This is a genomic window from Desmonostoc muscorum LEGE 12446, assembly GCF_015207005.2.
Classification (GTDB): domain Bacteria; phylum Cyanobacteriota; class Cyanobacteriia; order Cyanobacteriales; family Nostocaceae; genus Nostoc; species Nostoc muscorum.
Genome location: NZ_JADEXS020000001.1, coordinates 8,385,682 through 8,404,055, shown reverse-complemented (window position 1 = coordinate 8,404,055; position 18,374 = coordinate 8,385,682). Strand labels below are relative to the sequence as shown.

At 43.4% G+C, this 18,374-nt stretch carries 14 protein-coding genes; 10 read left to right on the top strand and 4 right to left on the bottom strand.

The features are described from left to right. Positions 1–43: 43 nt before the first annotated feature. Positions 44–3,007: an RNA dependent RNA polymerase gene (locus tag IQ276_RS34450; protein ID WP_235116223.1), complete on the top strand. Its 2,964-nt coding sequence runs from the start codon at positions 44–46 to the stop codon at positions 3,005–3,007. A gap of 60 nt (positions 3,008–3,067) precedes the next feature. On the opposite strand, the gene IQ276_RS34445 is transcribed toward IQ276_RS34450, so the two are convergent. Together IQ276_RS34445 and IQ276_RS34440 are read right to left on the bottom strand one after the other, a co-directional pair. Next, on the bottom strand, positions 3,068–3,274 hold the full coding sequence (locus tag IQ276_RS34445; RefSeq protein WP_193920947.1) for a hypothetical protein: 207 nt from the start codon (positions 3,272–3,274) through the stop codon (positions 3,068–3,070). A 6-nt stretch (positions 3,275–3,280) separates the two neighbouring features. Continuing rightward, on the bottom strand, positions 3,281–4,171 hold the full coding sequence (locus IQ276_RS34440) for an Rpn family recombination-promoting nuclease/putative transposase (protein WP_193920949.1): 891 nt from the start codon (positions 4,169–4,171) through the stop codon (positions 3,281–3,283). A 402-nt stretch (positions 4,172–4,573) separates the two neighbouring features. Here IQ276_RS34440 and IQ276_RS34435 point away from each other — a divergent pair, with 402 nt between their 5' ends. The 9 genes from IQ276_RS34435 (at position 4,574) to IQ276_RS34400 (ending at position 16,306) form a co-directional block, all read left to right on the top strand. Further along, complete coding sequence (locus IQ276_RS34435; protein WP_235116222.1) at positions 4,574–6,577, top strand: hypothetical protein; 2,004 nt, start codon at positions 4,574–4,576, stop codon at positions 6,575–6,577. 22 nt (positions 6,578–6,599) lie between these two features. Beyond that, positions 6,600–7,232 (top strand): hypothetical protein, encoded by a 633-nt coding sequence (locus IQ276_RS34430; protein WP_185563638.1) that lies wholly within the window; start codon positions 6,600–6,602, stop codon positions 7,230–7,232. A gap of 593 nt (positions 7,233–7,825) precedes the next feature. Next, positions 7,826–9,688: a hypothetical protein gene (locus IQ276_RS40825; RefSeq protein ID WP_309245628.1), complete on the top strand. Its 1,863-nt coding sequence runs from the start codon at positions 7,826–7,828 to the stop codon at positions 9,686–9,688. Continuing rightward, positions 9,652–10,803, top strand: a complete 1,152-nt coding sequence (locus IQ276_RS40820; protein ID WP_309245627.1) for a putative type IV secretion/conjugal transfer ATPase — start codon at positions 9,652–9,654, stop codon at positions 10,801–10,803. Before IQ276_RS40825 ends, IQ276_RS40820 begins: the two co-directional genes overlap by 37 nt. A gap of 33 nt (positions 10,804–10,836) precedes the next feature. Further along, positions 10,837–11,655 carry a hypothetical protein gene (locus IQ276_RS34420; protein WP_235116221.1) on the top strand — a complete coding sequence of 273 codons (819 nt, stop codon included), beginning with the start codon at positions 10,837–10,839 and terminating at the stop codon, positions 11,653–11,655. A gap of 17 nt (positions 11,656–11,672) precedes the next feature. Continuing rightward, positions 11,673–12,791 (top strand): hypothetical protein, encoded by a 1,119-nt coding sequence (locus tag IQ276_RS34415; protein WP_193916728.1) that lies wholly within the window; start codon positions 11,673–11,675, stop codon positions 12,789–12,791. A gap of 85 nt (positions 12,792–12,876) precedes the next feature. Further along, positions 12,877–13,608, top strand: a complete 732-nt coding sequence (locus IQ276_RS34410) for a hypothetical protein (RefSeq protein WP_228043037.1) — start codon at positions 12,877–12,879, stop codon at positions 13,606–13,608. Between the two features lie 17 nt (positions 13,609–13,625). Next, positions 13,626–15,260 (top strand): TrbI/VirB10 family protein, encoded by a 1,635-nt coding sequence (locus tag IQ276_RS34405; RefSeq protein ID WP_235116220.1) that lies wholly within the window; start codon positions 13,626–13,628, stop codon positions 15,258–15,260. Positions 15,261–15,433: 173 nt separating this feature from the next. Continuing rightward, complete coding sequence (locus tag IQ276_RS34400) at positions 15,434–16,306, top strand: hypothetical protein (RefSeq protein ID WP_228043036.1); 873 nt, start codon at positions 15,434–15,436, stop codon at positions 16,304–16,306. 248 nt (positions 16,307–16,554) lie between these two features. Here IQ276_RS34400 and IQ276_RS34395 read toward each other — a convergent pair whose 3' ends face one another. After that, the gene (locus IQ276_RS34395; protein ID WP_193916720.1) at positions 16,555–17,037 is read right to left on the bottom strand and encodes a hypothetical protein; all 483 of its coding nucleotides are present in this window, start codon (positions 17,035–17,037) and stop codon (positions 16,555–16,557) included. Then, positions 17,030–18,334: an AAA family ATPase gene (locus IQ276_RS34390; protein ID WP_228043035.1), complete on the bottom strand. Its 1,305-nt coding sequence runs from the start codon at positions 18,332–18,334 to the stop codon at positions 17,030–17,032. The genes IQ276_RS34395 and IQ276_RS34390 overlap by 8 nt, the downstream gene beginning before the upstream one ends. Positions 18,335–18,374: the final 40 nt, after the last annotated feature.

Below are 18,374 nucleotides of genomic sequence, written 5' to 3'. Positions count from 1 at the left end.
CTACAAAGGCTCAGAAACTTTTACAGGGCTGAGAGTCAAAATTGTGGACTTTGAAGACCCACAGTATGCTCATTATAAAACAGGAGACTGTCACGGCAAGATTTCGCCCCAACTTGCCAAACAATTGGGAGGAGAAAACAATTGTCCATTCCAATTTCGGTTTGCCTGGAGGAGTAATTGGGCTGAACCAGATAATTCTCAGTGCCCAAAAACCAGCTTCTTATCCAAAGGTACTTTCCTGCCCGATGCCAATTTGACTGATGCCAAAGGCTACGACATTATTATGGATCGTTCCTCAATTAAAGGCATTAAAAAGTCGGAACTCAAAAACTTAATACCCTGCGGTGACTATGAGTTTCCCCAAGCGGTAATCGGTAATCGAGGTAACGCCAAGGCTACCAGCTACGATAATAGTTGGCAATTTACCATTTGGTACTCAGAAGAAGCAATCAAACAAGATTTGAGCAAACCCACCGAAGAAAAAGCTAGAGAACTTGCCGAGTTGCAGCGCAATCCCTTGGTGTTGGCAAAATATATCATTCAACAATATGACAAACAACAGCGATCGCAGCAAGAGCAGTCAGAAGAAGCTTTTAACGAAATTGAGAATAATGCTAACAATCAAGCGCAGGAATCTCGCTGGATTTCCTTATTACGTAGCGATAAATATGGTCAATTGATTGAAACCCCCAAATTTCGCAAGTTTGCCACCGATTACATAGCCAATCAATGGCGCGATTTAGCAATTAAGGGAGGATACAACCATAATTCGGGTATGGCAATGCCATGCGATCGCCTAACTCGTGGCACAATCTGTGTACCCCACCTACCGGAAGGAGATGTAATTCTCACCCGTTACCCCATTGTCAACTCCGACAACATCCGCCTCTACCAAAACATCCACGATCCAGAATTGAGGAAAACTCGCAACGTAGTTTGGATTCACCCCAAGGATGCCGAGGAATACCATCAAGCCGATTTTGACGGCGACCAATTAATGGTCAGCCCTACCAGTAAACTGCCTAATATTGCTCAAGAAACTCTCCGCGCAGGTGAACCGGGACGATTTGAGCCAGTTAAACAACGCCCTAAGCTGGCGTATACGGAAATCACAGATGAAGAAGGCAACTTAAAATACAAAAATTTAGCAGAGATTGCTGCTGCCAGCAGTCAAAATAAAGTAGGGCTGGTAGCAACAAACATTGGGCGTGTACAGTCATCGATGCCCCAAGACAGTGAGAATGTGGAGCGATTTGAAAAACGACAAAGGAAGCTACTAAACCGTCTATTTCAGGCACTTCAGGTTGAGGTAGATTCGCCCAAAAGTGCAGAAAGATTGGAAGATATCAAGGAAATAGGTGGGGAAAATTTACTCGCCGATGCCAAAAAATGGTCAGAGTCTCACCCCAGTTACTTTTTTGACTTTAAGAAAGATGAACGGCTTTATCGCTCCTTTGCCATGCCTGCGGATGCTCCCGGCTCAATCAACGTCATTGCAAGAGTTGTAGTCAATCCTGTGTGGGAACCAACACGCATTCGCAGTAGAGATAGGCATGAGTTTCGCTACCTGTTTCCCAAAGAGACGCTATCTGTAGATGCCTTGGAATGGGCAGAAGAACTGAAAACAAGGTTTCAGCAAGCTAGAGACGAAATCAAAGAACGGGTGGGAGATGACAGGGAAGCCTTTAATGAGGAACTAGGAAAGCTCTACGAAAGCTATCGGGCGGAAATTGATGAATTATTCCCCACTTCAGAGGAACGATTTGTAAATCCTGCGGACAAGCTCCGCCAATGCGTAGCGTCTCGCACAGAAGGCGCAGCCGCACTGTGGCATACACAACACACTCGTCCAGAATTAGATCGGCATCGCAAAGACTGTTTAAAGCTGGCAGAACAGATGGAAATTACGTTTTCGTTTGAGCATGATTATGAACTGCCAAGTGTTGCATTACCACAGGATATTTATGTTTTGAGCGTTCCTTTCGGTGCAGGTGCTATTAAATGGAAAGAATCTTTAGAACAAAAGGGAATTAAATTTGATGCCACGATTCATCCTCAATTACCTCTGATTGAATTTGCTTTGAAAGACTTATCCCCCAAAGTAGTTGATAAATTAGCAGCTAAATTTGGCGAAAACATTAACGATTTAGATGAACTTAATATTCCCAAGGATTTGAGAATTATTCCTCCAGCAGATCATAGTTGGGCAACATCACGTCAGGATTCAGGTGTAGGTGCTTTGGCATATAACCTGTTTACAGAGGAAGTATGTCAACAGCTTCAGAATTTTCAGTTTGATGAAATTAAAGTGTTGGGTATCAAATACAATCACTTTGCCAATGAAAACTTTGCTAGTAAGCAATGGAAAAAGCGCAGCGTTACTCTGGAAGTGGGAGTTTTTGAGTTACCCGAATCACACCCAGAGTTTTATCGTTACAACGGTACACCAATATTACAGATTGATGGCAAGAATTTAGGTACTTTTGCTCCTGACAGTCCGAAACTGCCGATTGGTGCCACATTTGCTGCTACTTTGCAACCAGATGGCTCTAGTATTATCCTCAAGGTTAATCCTGAGTCAATCAATCTGCCAGAAGTTCCATTACCGGAATCAGAACCAAAGTTAGATACTGCCGGGCAATTCCGAGCCATTCACCGTGAACTCTGGCGTAAAGAAATGTTTGATAATTTAGTAGGAGCGATCGCTACTACCTACGAACAGCGACAAGCCAATCAATCTGCAAGTAATGAAATTGAGCAGTTTAAGATAGGTAGCCATTGGACTGCTTATGTGCAACCCAGTGGTGATTTCATTGTGCGAAATGAAGATAAGCGGACAATTTGTCGAGGCAATCTCCAGACGGGTGAGGAGATATTTCCACTTTCAGAAGAACGTGCCAGTGAGCTAGAAGCGATGATTTTAGAGAGGGAACGATTACTTCATAGAAAACATGAGCCATCACATAATGGACACCATATTAGCAGTCATAATATAGAGTTGAACTAAAGTGGTAAAGGAGATTATTTAAATGCGTAAAATAGTATAGGCGCTTTTATCAAATTACGATTACCTTTGAAACCGCGATAATAATTCCTCACGGTCAGCCTGTAAAAGTAAGCCAAGATATTCTTCCCTAGATAACTGCATTAATTGAGGAATAATCGCCTCTAACTCAGCATCTAAATTACCAAATCGTAACTTCAAAAGCCCGGAAATGACTTTTCTTCGTTCGGCTTCTGCACCTTCCTCTTGCCAACTGGTCACAAATTCCATTTACGATTACCCTTGAAACCGCGATAATAACTCCTCACGGTCAGCTTGCAAGAGTGAATCCATATATTCATCGGGGGACAATTGTAACAAAGCGGGAATAATGCCTTCTAAAGAAGCATCAATGTCCCCAAAGCGCAGCTTTAAAATCTTAGTAATAGTTGCCCGTCGTTCTACCTGTATTGCTTTCCGTTCCCAACTGGTGACAATTTCCATATATACCTCCTGCTCAGTTAATCCCATTGTATCGACCACAGCTTGAAAGACTTCTTCTTCTGCTGCATTCAGTTCCAAGTACACATCTACAAATCCAGAAATTAATTGCATCCGCGCTGGGTCTAACCTTAAAGTTGTCAGCAACCGCAAACATTCCGCCTTCACCTGCGGACGTTCTGACACCGCAATATTCATCTTCGCCATCAAAGCTGCCGCCACTGGATTGTGCTGCGTTAAAAAATCCCGCCAACTTAGGCGATTTAATTGAATTGCTGCAAACTGAAATTCCAGCACCTTTAAATCGGGAAACGTGACACGATAATTTTGAGGTTCGGCACGTTTTGGTTCGTCGAAGGAGAAAATCACAACTGGATAAATTGGTAAATCATATTTTTCATGCAAGCGTGCAAAATACTTAAACATCCGCTTCGCAAATGCTGTCTCAGTATAAGATTGATTTTCAACGTGAATTAAAAAACAAGTGTCTTGTTGCTGATAACGCACCTGTGCCAGCAAATCAATTTCTTTCTTTTCTCCAGATGTGACATCAGTAAACACATCTTGGGGTAAAAACTGAATGGAATCGCGGTCTATTTGGCTGGCTACTTGAGGCAGGAATAAATCGAGAAACTCAACAAAGAATGTAGATATTAATTCTTTGAAAAGCCTGTCATGGTCAATCATCCTAGCAACTCCTCCAACACATCCAAATCTCCGCAAACGGCAACAAAATATCTTCTGGTGACGCTTTGTATCCTGATGTATATTTTAGCATTTTTCACACTTTTAAAAATAGTATTTTTAGTACTTTTACTGTTAATTACCTACAGAAGATTAATACAATTGTGCGAAGCGCGCAGTTCTGATAAATGTTTCCAATAATATGGGTCACTGCTGGTAACTTTTTTTTCATATTCCTCGTTTATTCTCAGTCATATGAGAAAATTAGCTTGAGGATATTTGTTCATAAAACTGCTAACTGTCAATATTAGCCAACTGGACAACTTATAAATCGCCATTTGGTCTAGCTGTTTCCAGAGAAAGTCTTGTTAGGTTAACTCTTAAGGCAATCAGCTTTGAGTACCTATGGCTACCAAAACACTGACCAAACCTAAGCAAAGACAAAATTCTCAAAATCGCTCATGGGAAAACCTGACAGATCGCCGCAAACTCCGCCATATTGAAAACACATTGGATAAAGCGATCGCATCCTCAATTCAAGATGATTCTATCCAGTCCCACGAAGACTTTAAAGCCTATGTAGAAAATTACAGCCAGGAATCGGGTAAAGCCCCCATCACAGTAGAACTCTGTGTAGGAGGTGGGGATGATGACGAGATTAGAGGCTATCGCTTTTACCTCACCAGCGATCCCAACCACAGAACCAGTGGCAAGTACCTGATTAAAAACCTCGAAGGAATTACCAGCAAAGATGAAAACTACTTTACCCCTTCTAACATTGCTGAAATTTGCGGTTTTGCTGAAACAGAACTAGACGATCTCGATGATGAATTAGAAGATGACCTACTCGATTTAGATGAAGAAAAAGATGATATAAACGACGAACTAGACGACCTATTAAATGATGATTTCAACACTAAACTTGATGACTTAGATGACTTAGGTGAAGAAGACGAACCATCTGTTAGTCGTGTTAGCGCAGCCCAAACTAAAACTTCAACTAAAACCCAAAGTAATTCTCAGCCTAAAACATCCTCTAAAACTCAGAACAGAGCTAATACCAATAAAACTGCTGCTAAAAACTCCAAAACCAGAGAGCCTCTAGACGAAGCTTCGCGTTTAAGTGCCACAGCTGCCACCAATGGACGAGAAGTGAATGGGGTGAATTTAGCAGGCTTAACAGGACAACTGGCATCTCTGGGAATTGCCGTAGGACAAGGTGTTTTGGAACAGCTAGCAGCCGAAGCTGATTCCAAGCGGCTTGAACGAATTCTCAAAGAACTGCAACAGCAGAATGACCGCGTAGATAACATAGCCAGTCGCTTGCAAGAAGCAAAGCCGGACTTACCAGAGTCTCAAAAGTCTCAAGATTCTCAAACTACATCTGAAGAATCAGTCGCAGACAATCCACTGGCTGTAGCTGCTACCAAAATCGGCTCTAAAGTAGACAATCTTGGTTCCAAACTAGACCCCAAATACCAATCACAACCATTTGAATTAGATAAGGATGCCAGCGTCAGCGAACAGCTTGACCAAATTGAAGCCTACCTGAAAGTTCTTTCCAAGCGACTTGACCGCTTAGAAATGGTAGTTAGCCGATTGGAAAAACAGATAGCAGCACCACAAAATAATTCTACTGCTGTCGAGTCAAAAACTGATGCAGATATTGTCCAACCTAACTCTGCTAATCAGCCACCAGCAGAGGTTGACATTTTAGAACATCTGACGAAACGCCAAGCACAGCAACAACAAGCTGCTTGTGCTGATGCTTTAGTGGGGTTTGCCAAAGTTGCTGGTGAATTATTTGATCAATCACCCCAAGCAGGTATTGCCATTTCCAGTAACAAAACTTTATGGGTAGAAGCACAAGACAAGCAGGTAGCGATCGCCTTAGAAAATACCCAAGGTGAAACACTCTTTGCTGCTACTCGCACTCAGGGACAGTGGGCGATCGCACAAGACAATCTCAGCCTTGATGAAAAGACGGGCATCTGCAAATTACCACAGTCGAAAGAAGAATACGCCCTCAAAGCCAGTACCCAAGCATTAATTCAAAAATTTCAAGAACAACTACCTAACCGATTTAACAACGACGATGAACCGACATTCACCTGGACTGAAAAGGGCAAAGTCAAATACGAGTTTGAAGTAGTAAAACTGCCCAATGGTACACGGCTACTTCAAGGATTTAACCCTAATCGTAACGATGAACAAGTACTTGATGCCGTTTTAGTACCAGGGCAACCCCCGGAGATTTTGCAGTGCAGCATTCCCCTGCGTGAGATAGAAGCGCTACTGGACAATCAGCAATCAACTCGCTCTACCCAAGCCCAGACTGATAAAGATACTGCAAAACAACGCCAGAAACAAACTCAAAGAAAAGCCAGCAAACCAGAAATGCAAGTTTAATTCTACAAACGAGAAGAGAAAAATGAACAACACAAAATCTCACATTTCTAAGTTAAAACTGCTGTCATCTCGGAAATTTTCAACCAACTTGAGAAACCTGAAAATCAACCGCACTGACTTACTTTTCATTTTACTATGTCTTGCGATTGGAATTTATTTATTAGCTACCAAACCCATATTCGTCAGTATTTTGGGATGTGCCACCATTGTTTTCTTGAGTATTGGGTACATAATTCGGACAGTACCAATTCTAGAAAAGTATTTAGGTAGAAAAATTCGTTTCTGGCATATTGTTGCCGCAATTATAACTGTTACTGCTTTACTCGATACCTTTACAACTCCAGCCCAAGCTATTTTCTTAAGCGGGTTAGAAAGCTTCTTCAACAATCTAGCTCAACAAAGTTCCCAAGCAGGAGGTGGTTCCACTAGCACTTTGGATACAAACGTTGTTGGTTTAACATTTAACCTCATCCGAGGTGCATTCTTGCTGCTGGTTGCTGCTGCTTCTCTATTTGCCTATAACCAAGCACAGCAAGGTAACGACTGGCGGCCGATTGTTACTCAAGTTGGTCTAGCGTTCTCCATCGTAATTGCCATTGATGTCATCACTTTCATATTTGTCGGTAATGGCACAGGAACAACAGCCATAAACTAAACCCAACTTGAATTTTATACCCACTAAATAAGAATTCAGAAGTCAGAAAATATTCGTCAGAATTCATCAGTGGGGGATGAACGCGGAAAGTCGCAACGGCAGCCCCCGCAGTTGGTATCTGTTAACTACTAAGTAGCGTCACTTTCCTCTTAGACTCGCCACCACGAAATTTGACCACTCAATAAGCTGTCGCACCTACAATTTGCACTTTTTGAAAACCGTAACTATTGATATATTGAGAATGTTTTGGAAAAGTAAAGACGCGACAGCTTATACAAATTTAGTGTAGTTTTTCACCATTTATTCATCCACCACTTCTACAGAATTCAGCATACTTCTGACTCATGACTCCTGAATTATTTCTTGTTAAATATGGCTCTCACAGATAGCACATTCATAACATATTGCTCATAATTTTTAGGCGGTGTCAGTTATCGACAAAAATCGGAAAGAATGAAAAATTCTGCTAATAGTTCGTCAAGACAACTTTGAGAGGTTCATGACAAGAATAAAAGTCCTATTCTCCCGCTTATCTTCACTTGTCACTTCTTGGTTGACAGACTATTAATGCAGCACCAGAGAATTACACAAATATGGCACAAGACAATCGAGAATTCATCAAAGTCAATCGGATTCTAGGCAAGCAAGCCAGCATTGGGCCAATTCCGGCTGAACAGTTAGTTCCTTGGATTGCCATCATTGTAGTTTGCTATGTTCTCACCAATGGTTTACTCAGTTTAGGTATGGGTTGGTTCTTTGCCACCTCCTTCTGGCTAATTATTAGTTGGTGGATTCTCACAGGCAAACAGCCCCATCAGTTTTTAGATCGATGGCGTAATCCACCGGGAACAGAGTGGTGCAATAGTAACAGCATTTACATCTCACCGATCCCCGAATATCGACCCTGGTGGGTGCGTCGGCGCTATACAGACTCGCAAGTGCAAATTCGATTCAAGCCGCTGATTGTACCGAATCAATATGGAGGCAAAAGTAAGTTCATGCCTTTCCAAAATGAGGTAAACATCTGCTGTATTGCAGAAATTAAGAAGGATGATCGTCAAGTGGCTGCCCTGTTATTAGATAAAGGCAACTCTCAGTATCAACTCGTGTTTGGGTTTCGCATCGCTGGACTGCATGACATACTGCATGAAAATGAAGTCAGCGAATTTGCCCACTCTATCGAAGAGGGTTTGAAAGAACTACCCCCCGGTGAAAAAATTACCTTTTGTACAGGCTGTTATAGTGATGATACTGAGTCATATCCCATACAGACAGGCTCTACCAAGGGAGTACCGCACAAACGCCAAACCCCGCTTACTGCCTTAGCAGACGATTGCCACCTAAAACCAGTTTCTGTACTGTTGCGTAACGAGCAATTGCGGGTGGAACAACTCAAGGAAGCAGGTTCTCGCCAAATCTGGAACCAAATCGCCTTCTGTACTTGGACGAGCGATGATGAAGCTGGTTCACAGCAAAAGGATTTTGTGGGTGGACTGATTGAAAAATGCAGAAAATTCGGCTCTTGGGCAGTTGAATTGATTACAGGGAATAAACGCATTTACCAAGAGGAGTTTTTCAAAAAGCTCTTACTGCAAGGATTTCAGCAAGGGTTTATCCAGTGGGAATTGCTGCTCAATACCAAAATTGGCTTAGAAGTAACGCCTTGCAGTGCTACAGATTTGTGGCAGTGGCTTTGGAATCGATTTAATGAGGGTGCAGCACCTCCTATTCCCCAAGTCATTACACTGAAGGAGACTGAGACGGGACTAGAGTTAACAGAAACCCTAACCACCGACAAACACATTTGTACATTACTGATTGAAGGACAACAAGGACGTTCTGCTTGTCCCGAACATCGGGGAGATAATGACCGAGTTTACCTGAGAGGTAAAAGCAAGGTTTGTGGAGTCATGGTCGTAGCAGATCCCCCCGTTGGTTGGTCTAATGCCCAAGACCAGCTAAAGTGGGTCTGGAAAATCCTTGTTTCCAGCTACGTCCACGATACAGAAGCTTGGGTTGAAATCAGTCGCAGCAATGACTTCTTCATCCAAGACAACCTAGCGCGTCAGGCAAAACAATCCAAAACAGCCCGCACTTTAGCCATCACCAAAGGACAGGGACGGGACGTTGGAGCGGAAATCAAACAGGAGGAATCCTTTGAAGCCCAGCGACGACTTTACGAAGGCACGAAAGCGTTGCATTGTGCGCCTGTATTTCTAGTTTACCGCCACAGTGCCCAAGAGTTAACCCACGCTTGCAACTTGCTGGCTAACAGTTTTCTAGTGGTAACAGCACTTTCAAGACGGCAATTGAACTTTTGGGCGAACAAGGAGCATATTACGATATTTCCAGTGGCAGCAGTAACCTACTGGAACCGCCAGATTTGCGACGGTTCGACAAGTCAGAACGGGAACGGCGCATGGAATCTTGGAAGGACTTTATTCGCAAAGCATTAACAGCGATCGCGATGGGTAAAGTCACAAACCCCCATTTAGCTCAACGGGTTGATGCCTTGCTAGTCAAAGCTTTGGACGTATTTCTAAAAGACCCAGAAATTATTACTCGTTACAACCGAGCCTTTGAGATGGGCTGGCTTTCACCAGAATGGCAGCAGATACCCACGCTACCAGATTTCGTCAAGTTCTGCACTAGAGAGCGCCTTAATCTGAGATCCTTTGAAGAAATTGACCGACAGGCACTCAACCAAATCCAGAATCAGGTTAGTGCTTTACTCGCATCTAGATTGGGAAAAGCGATCGCTCGTCCCAGCACTTTTTCCCCATTACCAGCGATTAAATTCTTTGCTCTCAGTGGATTGAGTAACGAACAGGATGCTTACTTGATGGCAATTAACGCCCATAGTGCCTGTATCCGTAATGCCCTATCCCATCCTAAGAGTTTGTTTATTGGCGATGAGCTTTCCGTATTGTTACGTAAAGATGGCTTTGCCCAAATTATAGGCGAAACCTGTGCCACGGGAAGGAAAGAAGGCATTGCTGTTCTGCTGTTGTCCCAAGACCCGGATACCATTTGCGAGTGTTCAACAGGCGCTCAAATTATGCAGAACATGACCTACCGGATTACCGGACGTATTACCAGTAGCGGTATTGCTTCTTTCAAACAGTATCTAGGCTATCCCGTCAATATTATCAGTCAGAATGCGACTGAAGCATTTTTGCCTCGTACCAGCGACCTTTATTCCTGTTGGCTAGTAGAAACAGGTGGTAGATTCTGGCGTACCCGCTTTTACCCTGCCGAAATGATGCTGGCCAGTGTTGCCAATAACCAGGATGAACGGGAAGCACGAGAACGGGTGATGGCTCAGTATCCAGATACCGCTAAAGGCAATCTGTTAGGACTGAGAGCGTTTACAGATGCTTACATTCCTGCTTTGAAGGAAAACAAAGGGTTTAAGCATATTGGTCGAGAGATACATCAAACCTCAGCATTGCGTGATTGGGTAAGTCCTGCGGACAGGCCCCACCAAAGTGGAGCATCTCTGCAACAAGAAGGCGATCGCCAAGAGAATAACGATGGCCAACAGGCTGAAAGTAGCCTGATTGCAAGTTGATATATCTAAAAACTGCATTAAGGAAGGTGAATCATGAAATCTAAACTTACCTTTATCAGATTGATAGCACCGATTCTAATTTTGTCACTTGGTTCTATCGCCAGTCCAGCCCTTGCCAGTACTCAAGACAACGGTCGAGATCCAGTAGCTGCTGCTGTTAGTAACAAAACTACTGGTAGTAGTATTTTCACCTCAGACACAACATCTCAAATCAATGATTTTGTGGGAGATGTCAAAAATTTCGCTCAAAATGACCTATTTAATCCTCTTGGCAATTTGCTCAATTCTGCCTTGGGTGCAATTCAAATTCCAGATTTAAACAAAGTTTTGGCAGGAATCATGAACGGTTCAGCCAACAACGATCCTGGTGCCGTGCTGTCTGAAACTTTGGAGAACAAAACCAATGGTCAAAGCTCTTATGGTATCCGTGAAGACCTTGGTAAATATGCTACTAGAACAGTTGCCACAGAGATCGCTAATCAGGCTACTTTGAGCCAAACAGCCCAAAGTCAGATGGCTCAAATTAAGCAAGCTACTCAACAAGATACTCAAGAAAGCGTCAGCTTGGGTGAGGAATCCCAAAGTTTAGATGTCACCCAACAGATTTTGCAAAACCTATCCCAACAGACTGCCATTACCAGTCGCGTCAACGAGCGAATGCTTATTGAAGCCCAGCAAGCACGCATTGACAGGGCATTGAGTAACACCTTAACCGCTCAAACAGCCAAGGAACTTTCAGCCATCAATACTGCCGATCGCCGTAAAAGTGTTGCCGCAGGCAATGCTGCCACTCAACAGGCGGGCTTATTGATCATGCCTGGTGGCATTACCCTTGGTTCTGACAAGCAGTAGCTTTGATTTCAACACTCATGATGCACATTATTGCTCAATCATTTCCAGTAACAGGCGGAGAATCCGATGCCCTAGAAATTATCTCCAGTTCTTTAGAACTTTCTCGCGCCACAGTTGAGTCGTGGAATACCGTGTGGCTAGTTACTTTAGATCCGCTCGGTTCAGCATTATGGATTGGCTTGATTAAATTGGGCATCACCTTGGGAGCCGCCAGCATCTTATTTGTGGCGCTAACCACTGGCAAGGAAATCATTGAAAAGCAATCATGGTCAGAACTGGCATCAATCTTTGTTTGGCCCTTCGTGATTATGATTTTCTTGGGGGCCAACGGCAATATGCTGGCGAAGACAATTACTGTTATCCGAGGCTTCGCTTACAACCAAGTGCAAAGCGTCCTTCAACTTCAAGTTGGTGAACTAACATTTCGAGATGCTATTACCAATGTGGCAATTAGCAGTATCGCTAGACAACAGCTAGAAAACCTCTATAGCGAATGTCAAGGAAAAGTCGGTACAGAGTTAGTTGAATGCTGGAACTCAAAGCAAGCCCAGGCACAGGCAATTGTTACCAAAGCTGAAGAGCAAGCTAAATCTCCACTCCAACCACTACGAGATTTTGCTAGTTTTCTCTGGAATAGAACTTTGCCTGGTCAAATCGGTACTGCTGTTCAGTTTGCCAATGATCCAGGTAGTGTGTTTCGAGATACTGCCATCCCCATCATTCGTTTTATCCTGTATGCCCTGCAATGGGGCTTTGTAAACATCTTGGAAGCTGCTCTGTTGCTAACGGCATTATTTGCGCCGATCGCAGTTGGTTTATCTTTGCTGCCATTACAAGGTCGTCCTATTTGGGCATGGCTGACAGGGTTTATTTCCTTGTTTGGCGTTCAACTTGGTTACAACATTTTAGTAGGTTTAGCAGCCGTCGTCCTGGTGAAGTCGGGTGCTGAATTAGCATCTGATGTAGCATTTTTATGTTTCCTGAGCATCTTTGCACCAGTTTTGGCGGTATTGATAGCTGGAGGTGGGGGAATGGCAATCTATAACGGCATTTCTGCCAATGTCAAAGGTTTAATCGATATTTTTAGCAGTGCCATTGGAACTGCTACCAGTATTGCTTTACTCCGCAGGGGGTAATACCAATTTTGGATTTTAGATTACAAACCTTTAACACAAGGCTGTTCGGTGGATTTTCAAACAATACTACTTATGCCAATTTGGTATGACTCTGCAAATTAAACGACTTCAAGCTCCATTGCTTCCAGAAGCCAAAAACCTTCTAGCTGTTTGCTTTATCTGCCTAACTGCATTTAACGGTCTGATATTTTTGTTGACTCTATTCACCGCTTTCAGGGTCAATAAAATTGCCGATCGCAAGACGACCTTTGCCCAGTTGGTAAATGGCGAGACAATCTACATTTCTGAGCAAGACCGCAATTGGCGCTATCCAGCTGTAATTCAAAAGGTAGTTAGTGATTGGACAACCCTAACATTTAATTGGGATGACAAACTCACTGGCAGTAATCAACCAGACCAAGGCATTCAAGTTGGTAGAAATGGGCGCATTCCTACAAATACTTGGTTTGCGTCCCTGCTACTAGAACCGGAATTTGCCAAAGCTTCTCTACCGAAGATTGCCGAATTAGTTCCTACCAGCTTCTTTTCAGGTCAGCTGCGTAGCACCACTATTATTTCCTATCTGTCAGAACCAAGAGCAGTACGACCTGGGGAATGGGAAATAGACATGATTGCTACCCGTATCTTAGTTGACCGAACTACTGGTAGAGATGAGCGTATTCCTTTTAACCGCACCTTTACCGTCCAAGCAGTGGAGATTCCCCGATCTCCTTTAGGTAAAGATGCCCCCCTGGTAGAACAGAAAATTTATGAAGTGCGCTCGTCTGGACTGCAAATTACCAAGATGGTTGAGTTCAATTCTCAGCAACGACGCTAAAAGAAAAAGGTAGAATTATGACCAATTCAAATCAAAATCATGAATTTGACTACCTAAACGAGAACTCTGCTGATTTTTCGTCGGAATTCAACATTACTAACGGCAATCATCGCTCTACCCAAGCCACTTTGGTCGCTGATGATGATATCAGCCCTGAAGAGGAGCAGTTGTTGGCAGGTTATAACCCCACCGCAAATCACCTCATTTCCGAAGAATATCGCTTGAAACAAGATGCAGAAGGAGCAGTAGAGCGACCGTTAGCAGAAAAACCCAGTGTTCGACTAGGTTCAGTAGTTGCCTTAGTGGGAATCGTTATTGGCTCTGTAGCACTGATCTGGTTTGGATTTCTCCAACCGAAACCTCCTGTCAAACAAGTAGTTCAAACTCCTACTACATCTCCAAAAGGCGAACCAGTTTTAGATGAATCTGCCGAACTGAAAAGCAGATTAGCCTTTCAAGACCAACGGCAACAACTTAAAGTGGAACCTGTTGCTGCTAAATCCCCAAATCCAACCCTACAAAATAAACCTAAACCAAAGCCATCTCAACCTCCTCAGACTTTTTCACCGCGCACAACTCCTACATCGCGCATAACACCAATAACTCCTGTAAGAATTTCTCAACCTGCGCCCCCAGTAGTGCGGTATATTTCTCCAAATCCTGTAAATTATCAAGCTTCAACACCAATACGACAGCCTGAAAGTAATGTCGATCCTTTCCAGCAGTGGAGCCAACTAGCTAGCCTGGGACAGTCGCAAATCGATAACTCTAAAGTAGCTGAAACTCAGTCAGAAGTTGCTGTAAAGACTCAAACTCCAACAAGCTTGAAACCAACAGCTAGGGCATCCATTTCCACTCCCGAAGACCCTGGTATTCAAACAGTTTTAATTGGCTCCAGAAGCACTGACAGTAAAACTGATAACTTGACTCCAGGAATGGTAGGTATCCTCAATCGCACCCCTGTAGCTACAACCAATCTCAATGTAGATGAAACTAAAGAGGTAGCACTGGGTACATCTGCCCCAGGTAGAATTATTATGCCGATGATTTGGGATCAGGGAGGGAATAATCCCAGCGATCGCTTTGCTATCGAGTTAACCAAACCTCTCACAGCCACAGATGGCACGGTGGCACTCCCGGCTGGTACTGTTTTAGTAACGAAAACAGTGGCAGTAGGTAAAAAGAATAACTTAGTATCTGCTAGTGCGATCGCGCTTATTTACCCTGACTTCCAAGGCACAGTCAAACAGGAAACTATTCCGGCTGAGACTTTGTTAATTCGCGGTCGAGGACAGCAACCGTTAATTGCTAAAAAGCTGAATGATGTGGGGACAGATATTGCCCAACAAGATTTATTAGTTGGATTACTCAGTAGTTTGGGTAAGGTGGGAAGCATAGTGAATCAGCCCCGCGCTCAATCTAGCACTGTTGTTTCTAATGGCACTTTTAACCAAAGTACTATTACTAGTAACTCTAATCCTCAGATTTGGGCGGCGGCGTTGGAAGGCTTTTTTAGTCCAGTCAGTGAACGTCTGTCTAGACGCTCTGACCAAGCAGTGCAAGAATTACTAGAACGTCCAAATATCCAGTTTTTACCTGAAGGTACAGAAGTCTCGGTTGTCGTCAATAGTTTTTTGAAAGTTGAACGATGATACCAATTTGGTATAAGTAGCCAGCAATTTAAAATTCAAACAGATTGAAGTCAAGTTATCTACAGCATCCTGGCTATTGAATAGATACAAACTGAACGTTCTACAACTTAATTTTTGAGATTACTAGAACAGTTTATAAGTCAAAACTTCTAGTCCAAAATTCTTTCATTGGTATGAAACAATTTGCCACTCTTGTTATTGCTAGCACCACAATACTATTTGGGGTGACGATACCTTTTGTACAGGCACAAGCACAAACTTCTGCATATCGCTTGATTGAACGGGATATGGCTGCAAGCAATAGGATTCAGGTTCAAGTTACTCCAGGACGTGCTACGCCCATTAGCTTCACTCAAACCGACGAGGCGATCGCCTATATTTTGGTAGCAGACCCTTCACGACTGGTCTACACCACAGATACAGATTTAAAAAGCGGACGTGCTACAACCATTTTTCTGAGGCCAATCCAACCGCTAAAGTTTCCAGGGGCTACCACTACTGCCATTACTAACTTACTTGTCCAAACTGTAGACAAAACGGGACAAAAACGACTCTACAACTTCGATATCGTTCCAGTGCGTAGAAACACTGGTTATATTGGTATTCAGATTGCAAATGCGATCGTCGTACCCCTACAGGGAAGCAAGCTACGCGTAGCGGACGCACCAGAAGACGTTGCCGTTGGCGGAGCCTCTCGTAGAGAAGGCATTGCCTCCGGCACTGCGCCAAGATACGGAGCGCCAAGATACGGAGCGGCTTCTGGAAGTAGCGTAATTGCTGGTCAGCAGACACTATTGATAGATAAAAATCGCAGAGCTAGAGTAGATGATATTGAAACCGGGCTGAAAATTGCTATTAATCGGGGTTACACCAACAAAAGCGATCCAGTTGTTCTTAAAATGCAGCAAGTTTTAGACCTGTTGCGAAATACCAGAGTAACAATCCCAGAAGCAGCTACATCTGTTGGTGTTCCAGTTGAGGTTATTTCTGAATTAGGAAGAATCGCCTTAAATGACCGTCTACTCAGACTAGGACAGCAACGCTAGAGGTTATGCATTATGCACTGGTTAAAATACATTTCTTTTTACTAAATTCAGATAATTCAGAATTTGAAAATAGAAAAATTAATTAATGCAATAATTTTGAAGCAGGGAGATAGCGACGGTCAAAAAGCTAACTGAGTGATAAGTCAGTTAGCATTGCTTAATGCGATTATTTGAGAATTTGTTGATAACACCGGCTTCTTAATGACAATATGCGTTCGCCCTAATCTCGATGCTGATGCTAAGTATTGTCATTTTCCCCTTTGGTGATAATTCTGTAAATCGCTGTCTAGCGACCAGATAAACACTTCACTCATTTGAAAGAGATTACAGGACTTATGAAATTCCTGAATGATGCTAAAATCACCGAAACTGGTTCCTTCTTGCTTATTAGGAGCTTTGTTTTTGCCAGCCAGATCCGGGAACTGGTCAATCCACTCCAATATCTCTGCCGTGTTTGGGAATGTAGTAGGTCTCCAGGGAGCTACGCCTGTGAATGCCTCTTTAACTTCTTTAACAAAACGTAGGGCAGTTTTCCTTCGCATTGTGCCATCGCCGTTTTGGGCAATGTGGTTGCCTGTTTCGAGGATCGTCGCCATAGGCAACAAAAAAGTACAGCCAGATTGAAAATAAGTCTGATAATCTTGGAGGACTAATGCTCTATGCTGATTATAGTTGGGGACGTTAAGTATTTCGAGGAATATGCTGGTATCTATCAGGCAGATACTACTCATTGCCGTACTCCTGCAAACGAGACAGCCATTCCATAGCTTGCTGTTTTCTGTCTTCAGGTGTGTGCGGCGATTTAACGAACCGATCTACTACCCCAGCAGTTACCAGTTGACCGAGCGGCCCCTGAGATATCAGACTTGGGAAATCGTACATATCCCCAAGCCGTACAAGGCGGCTATCTCCTGACTCTGGATCTCGGAAACAAAACACTACATCACCGAGAGCCGCATCGGGTAAGGCATCCATTAGGGCTGGGTTGTGGGTAGAAAGCAGCACTCGTAACTTCCTCTGCTCGGCAATATCGCGGATACTGGTGAGTAAATGCTTGGCACGGTTAGGATGAACACCGTTGTCAATTTCCTCGATGACGACTAAACTACCAACGGGTGCCGATAGCATAGCAGCAGTTATAGCCAATACCCGCAAAGTGCCATCGGATAATAATGCTGCCTCACAATAGCGACGGTTATTACCAAAGGTTTCCGCTAGCCGCACCATGACTTCATCCCGTGGACCGAAAAGAAAATCTAGCCCATCTATAGCCTGTTCTGGTAGACTTTGGATAAAGTTCAGAATTGCCTGTTGATTGTCGGGGTTGTTTTCCCACAAGCGAAATAAAACACTAGAAAGATTTGTACCATCTTCTTGTAATCGCTTATCGGATTTGAAGCTGTATTCGCGCATTTTGGCGGGGACGGGATCTAGAAATAAGATATTCTTTAAGACTCGTTGATATTCGCGGACAGTCTCAGGAATAGTCTTTTGAGATTTGGGGTATTTTGCATCAAAACGGGCAGGGCTATCTAATTGCACGAATATAGCCATTTGATCGCTGCACGTTACTCGTGGTTTATTTTTTCCCCTTGTAAAGTTGTTATATGCGACACCAACATCTGTCCCTGCTCCTTGAGAGGGTTGATCTAGGTCATATAGTGGAAGTTGACTTGTCGAGCCAATGATCCGCTCACTACTAATGTGCAGTTCTCCGTCACGCACATTGAGGGTTATATCGAGTTTATTCCACTGTGTTGAGTCCAAATAGCAACCAATGGTAAAATTTGACTCTCCTCTATGGCACAAATCATTTACTCGACCGCGTACAACGCGCTCTGCACTATTTACTGCATATTGAATGCTGGAGAGTTTTTGCCCTTGTGCTAGCCATGACAGAAAGCGCAGACCTTCAAGGGCATTACTTTTACCTGCGGCGTTTGCACCTATTAGTACTGTCAGCGACCCAAGGGGCAATCGGCTTGTACTGTAGCTTTTGAAGCTGGCGAGGGTAAATTCTGTCAGCATAGCACTCATCTTACAATTATCATCTCAAGGCTCAATGGTG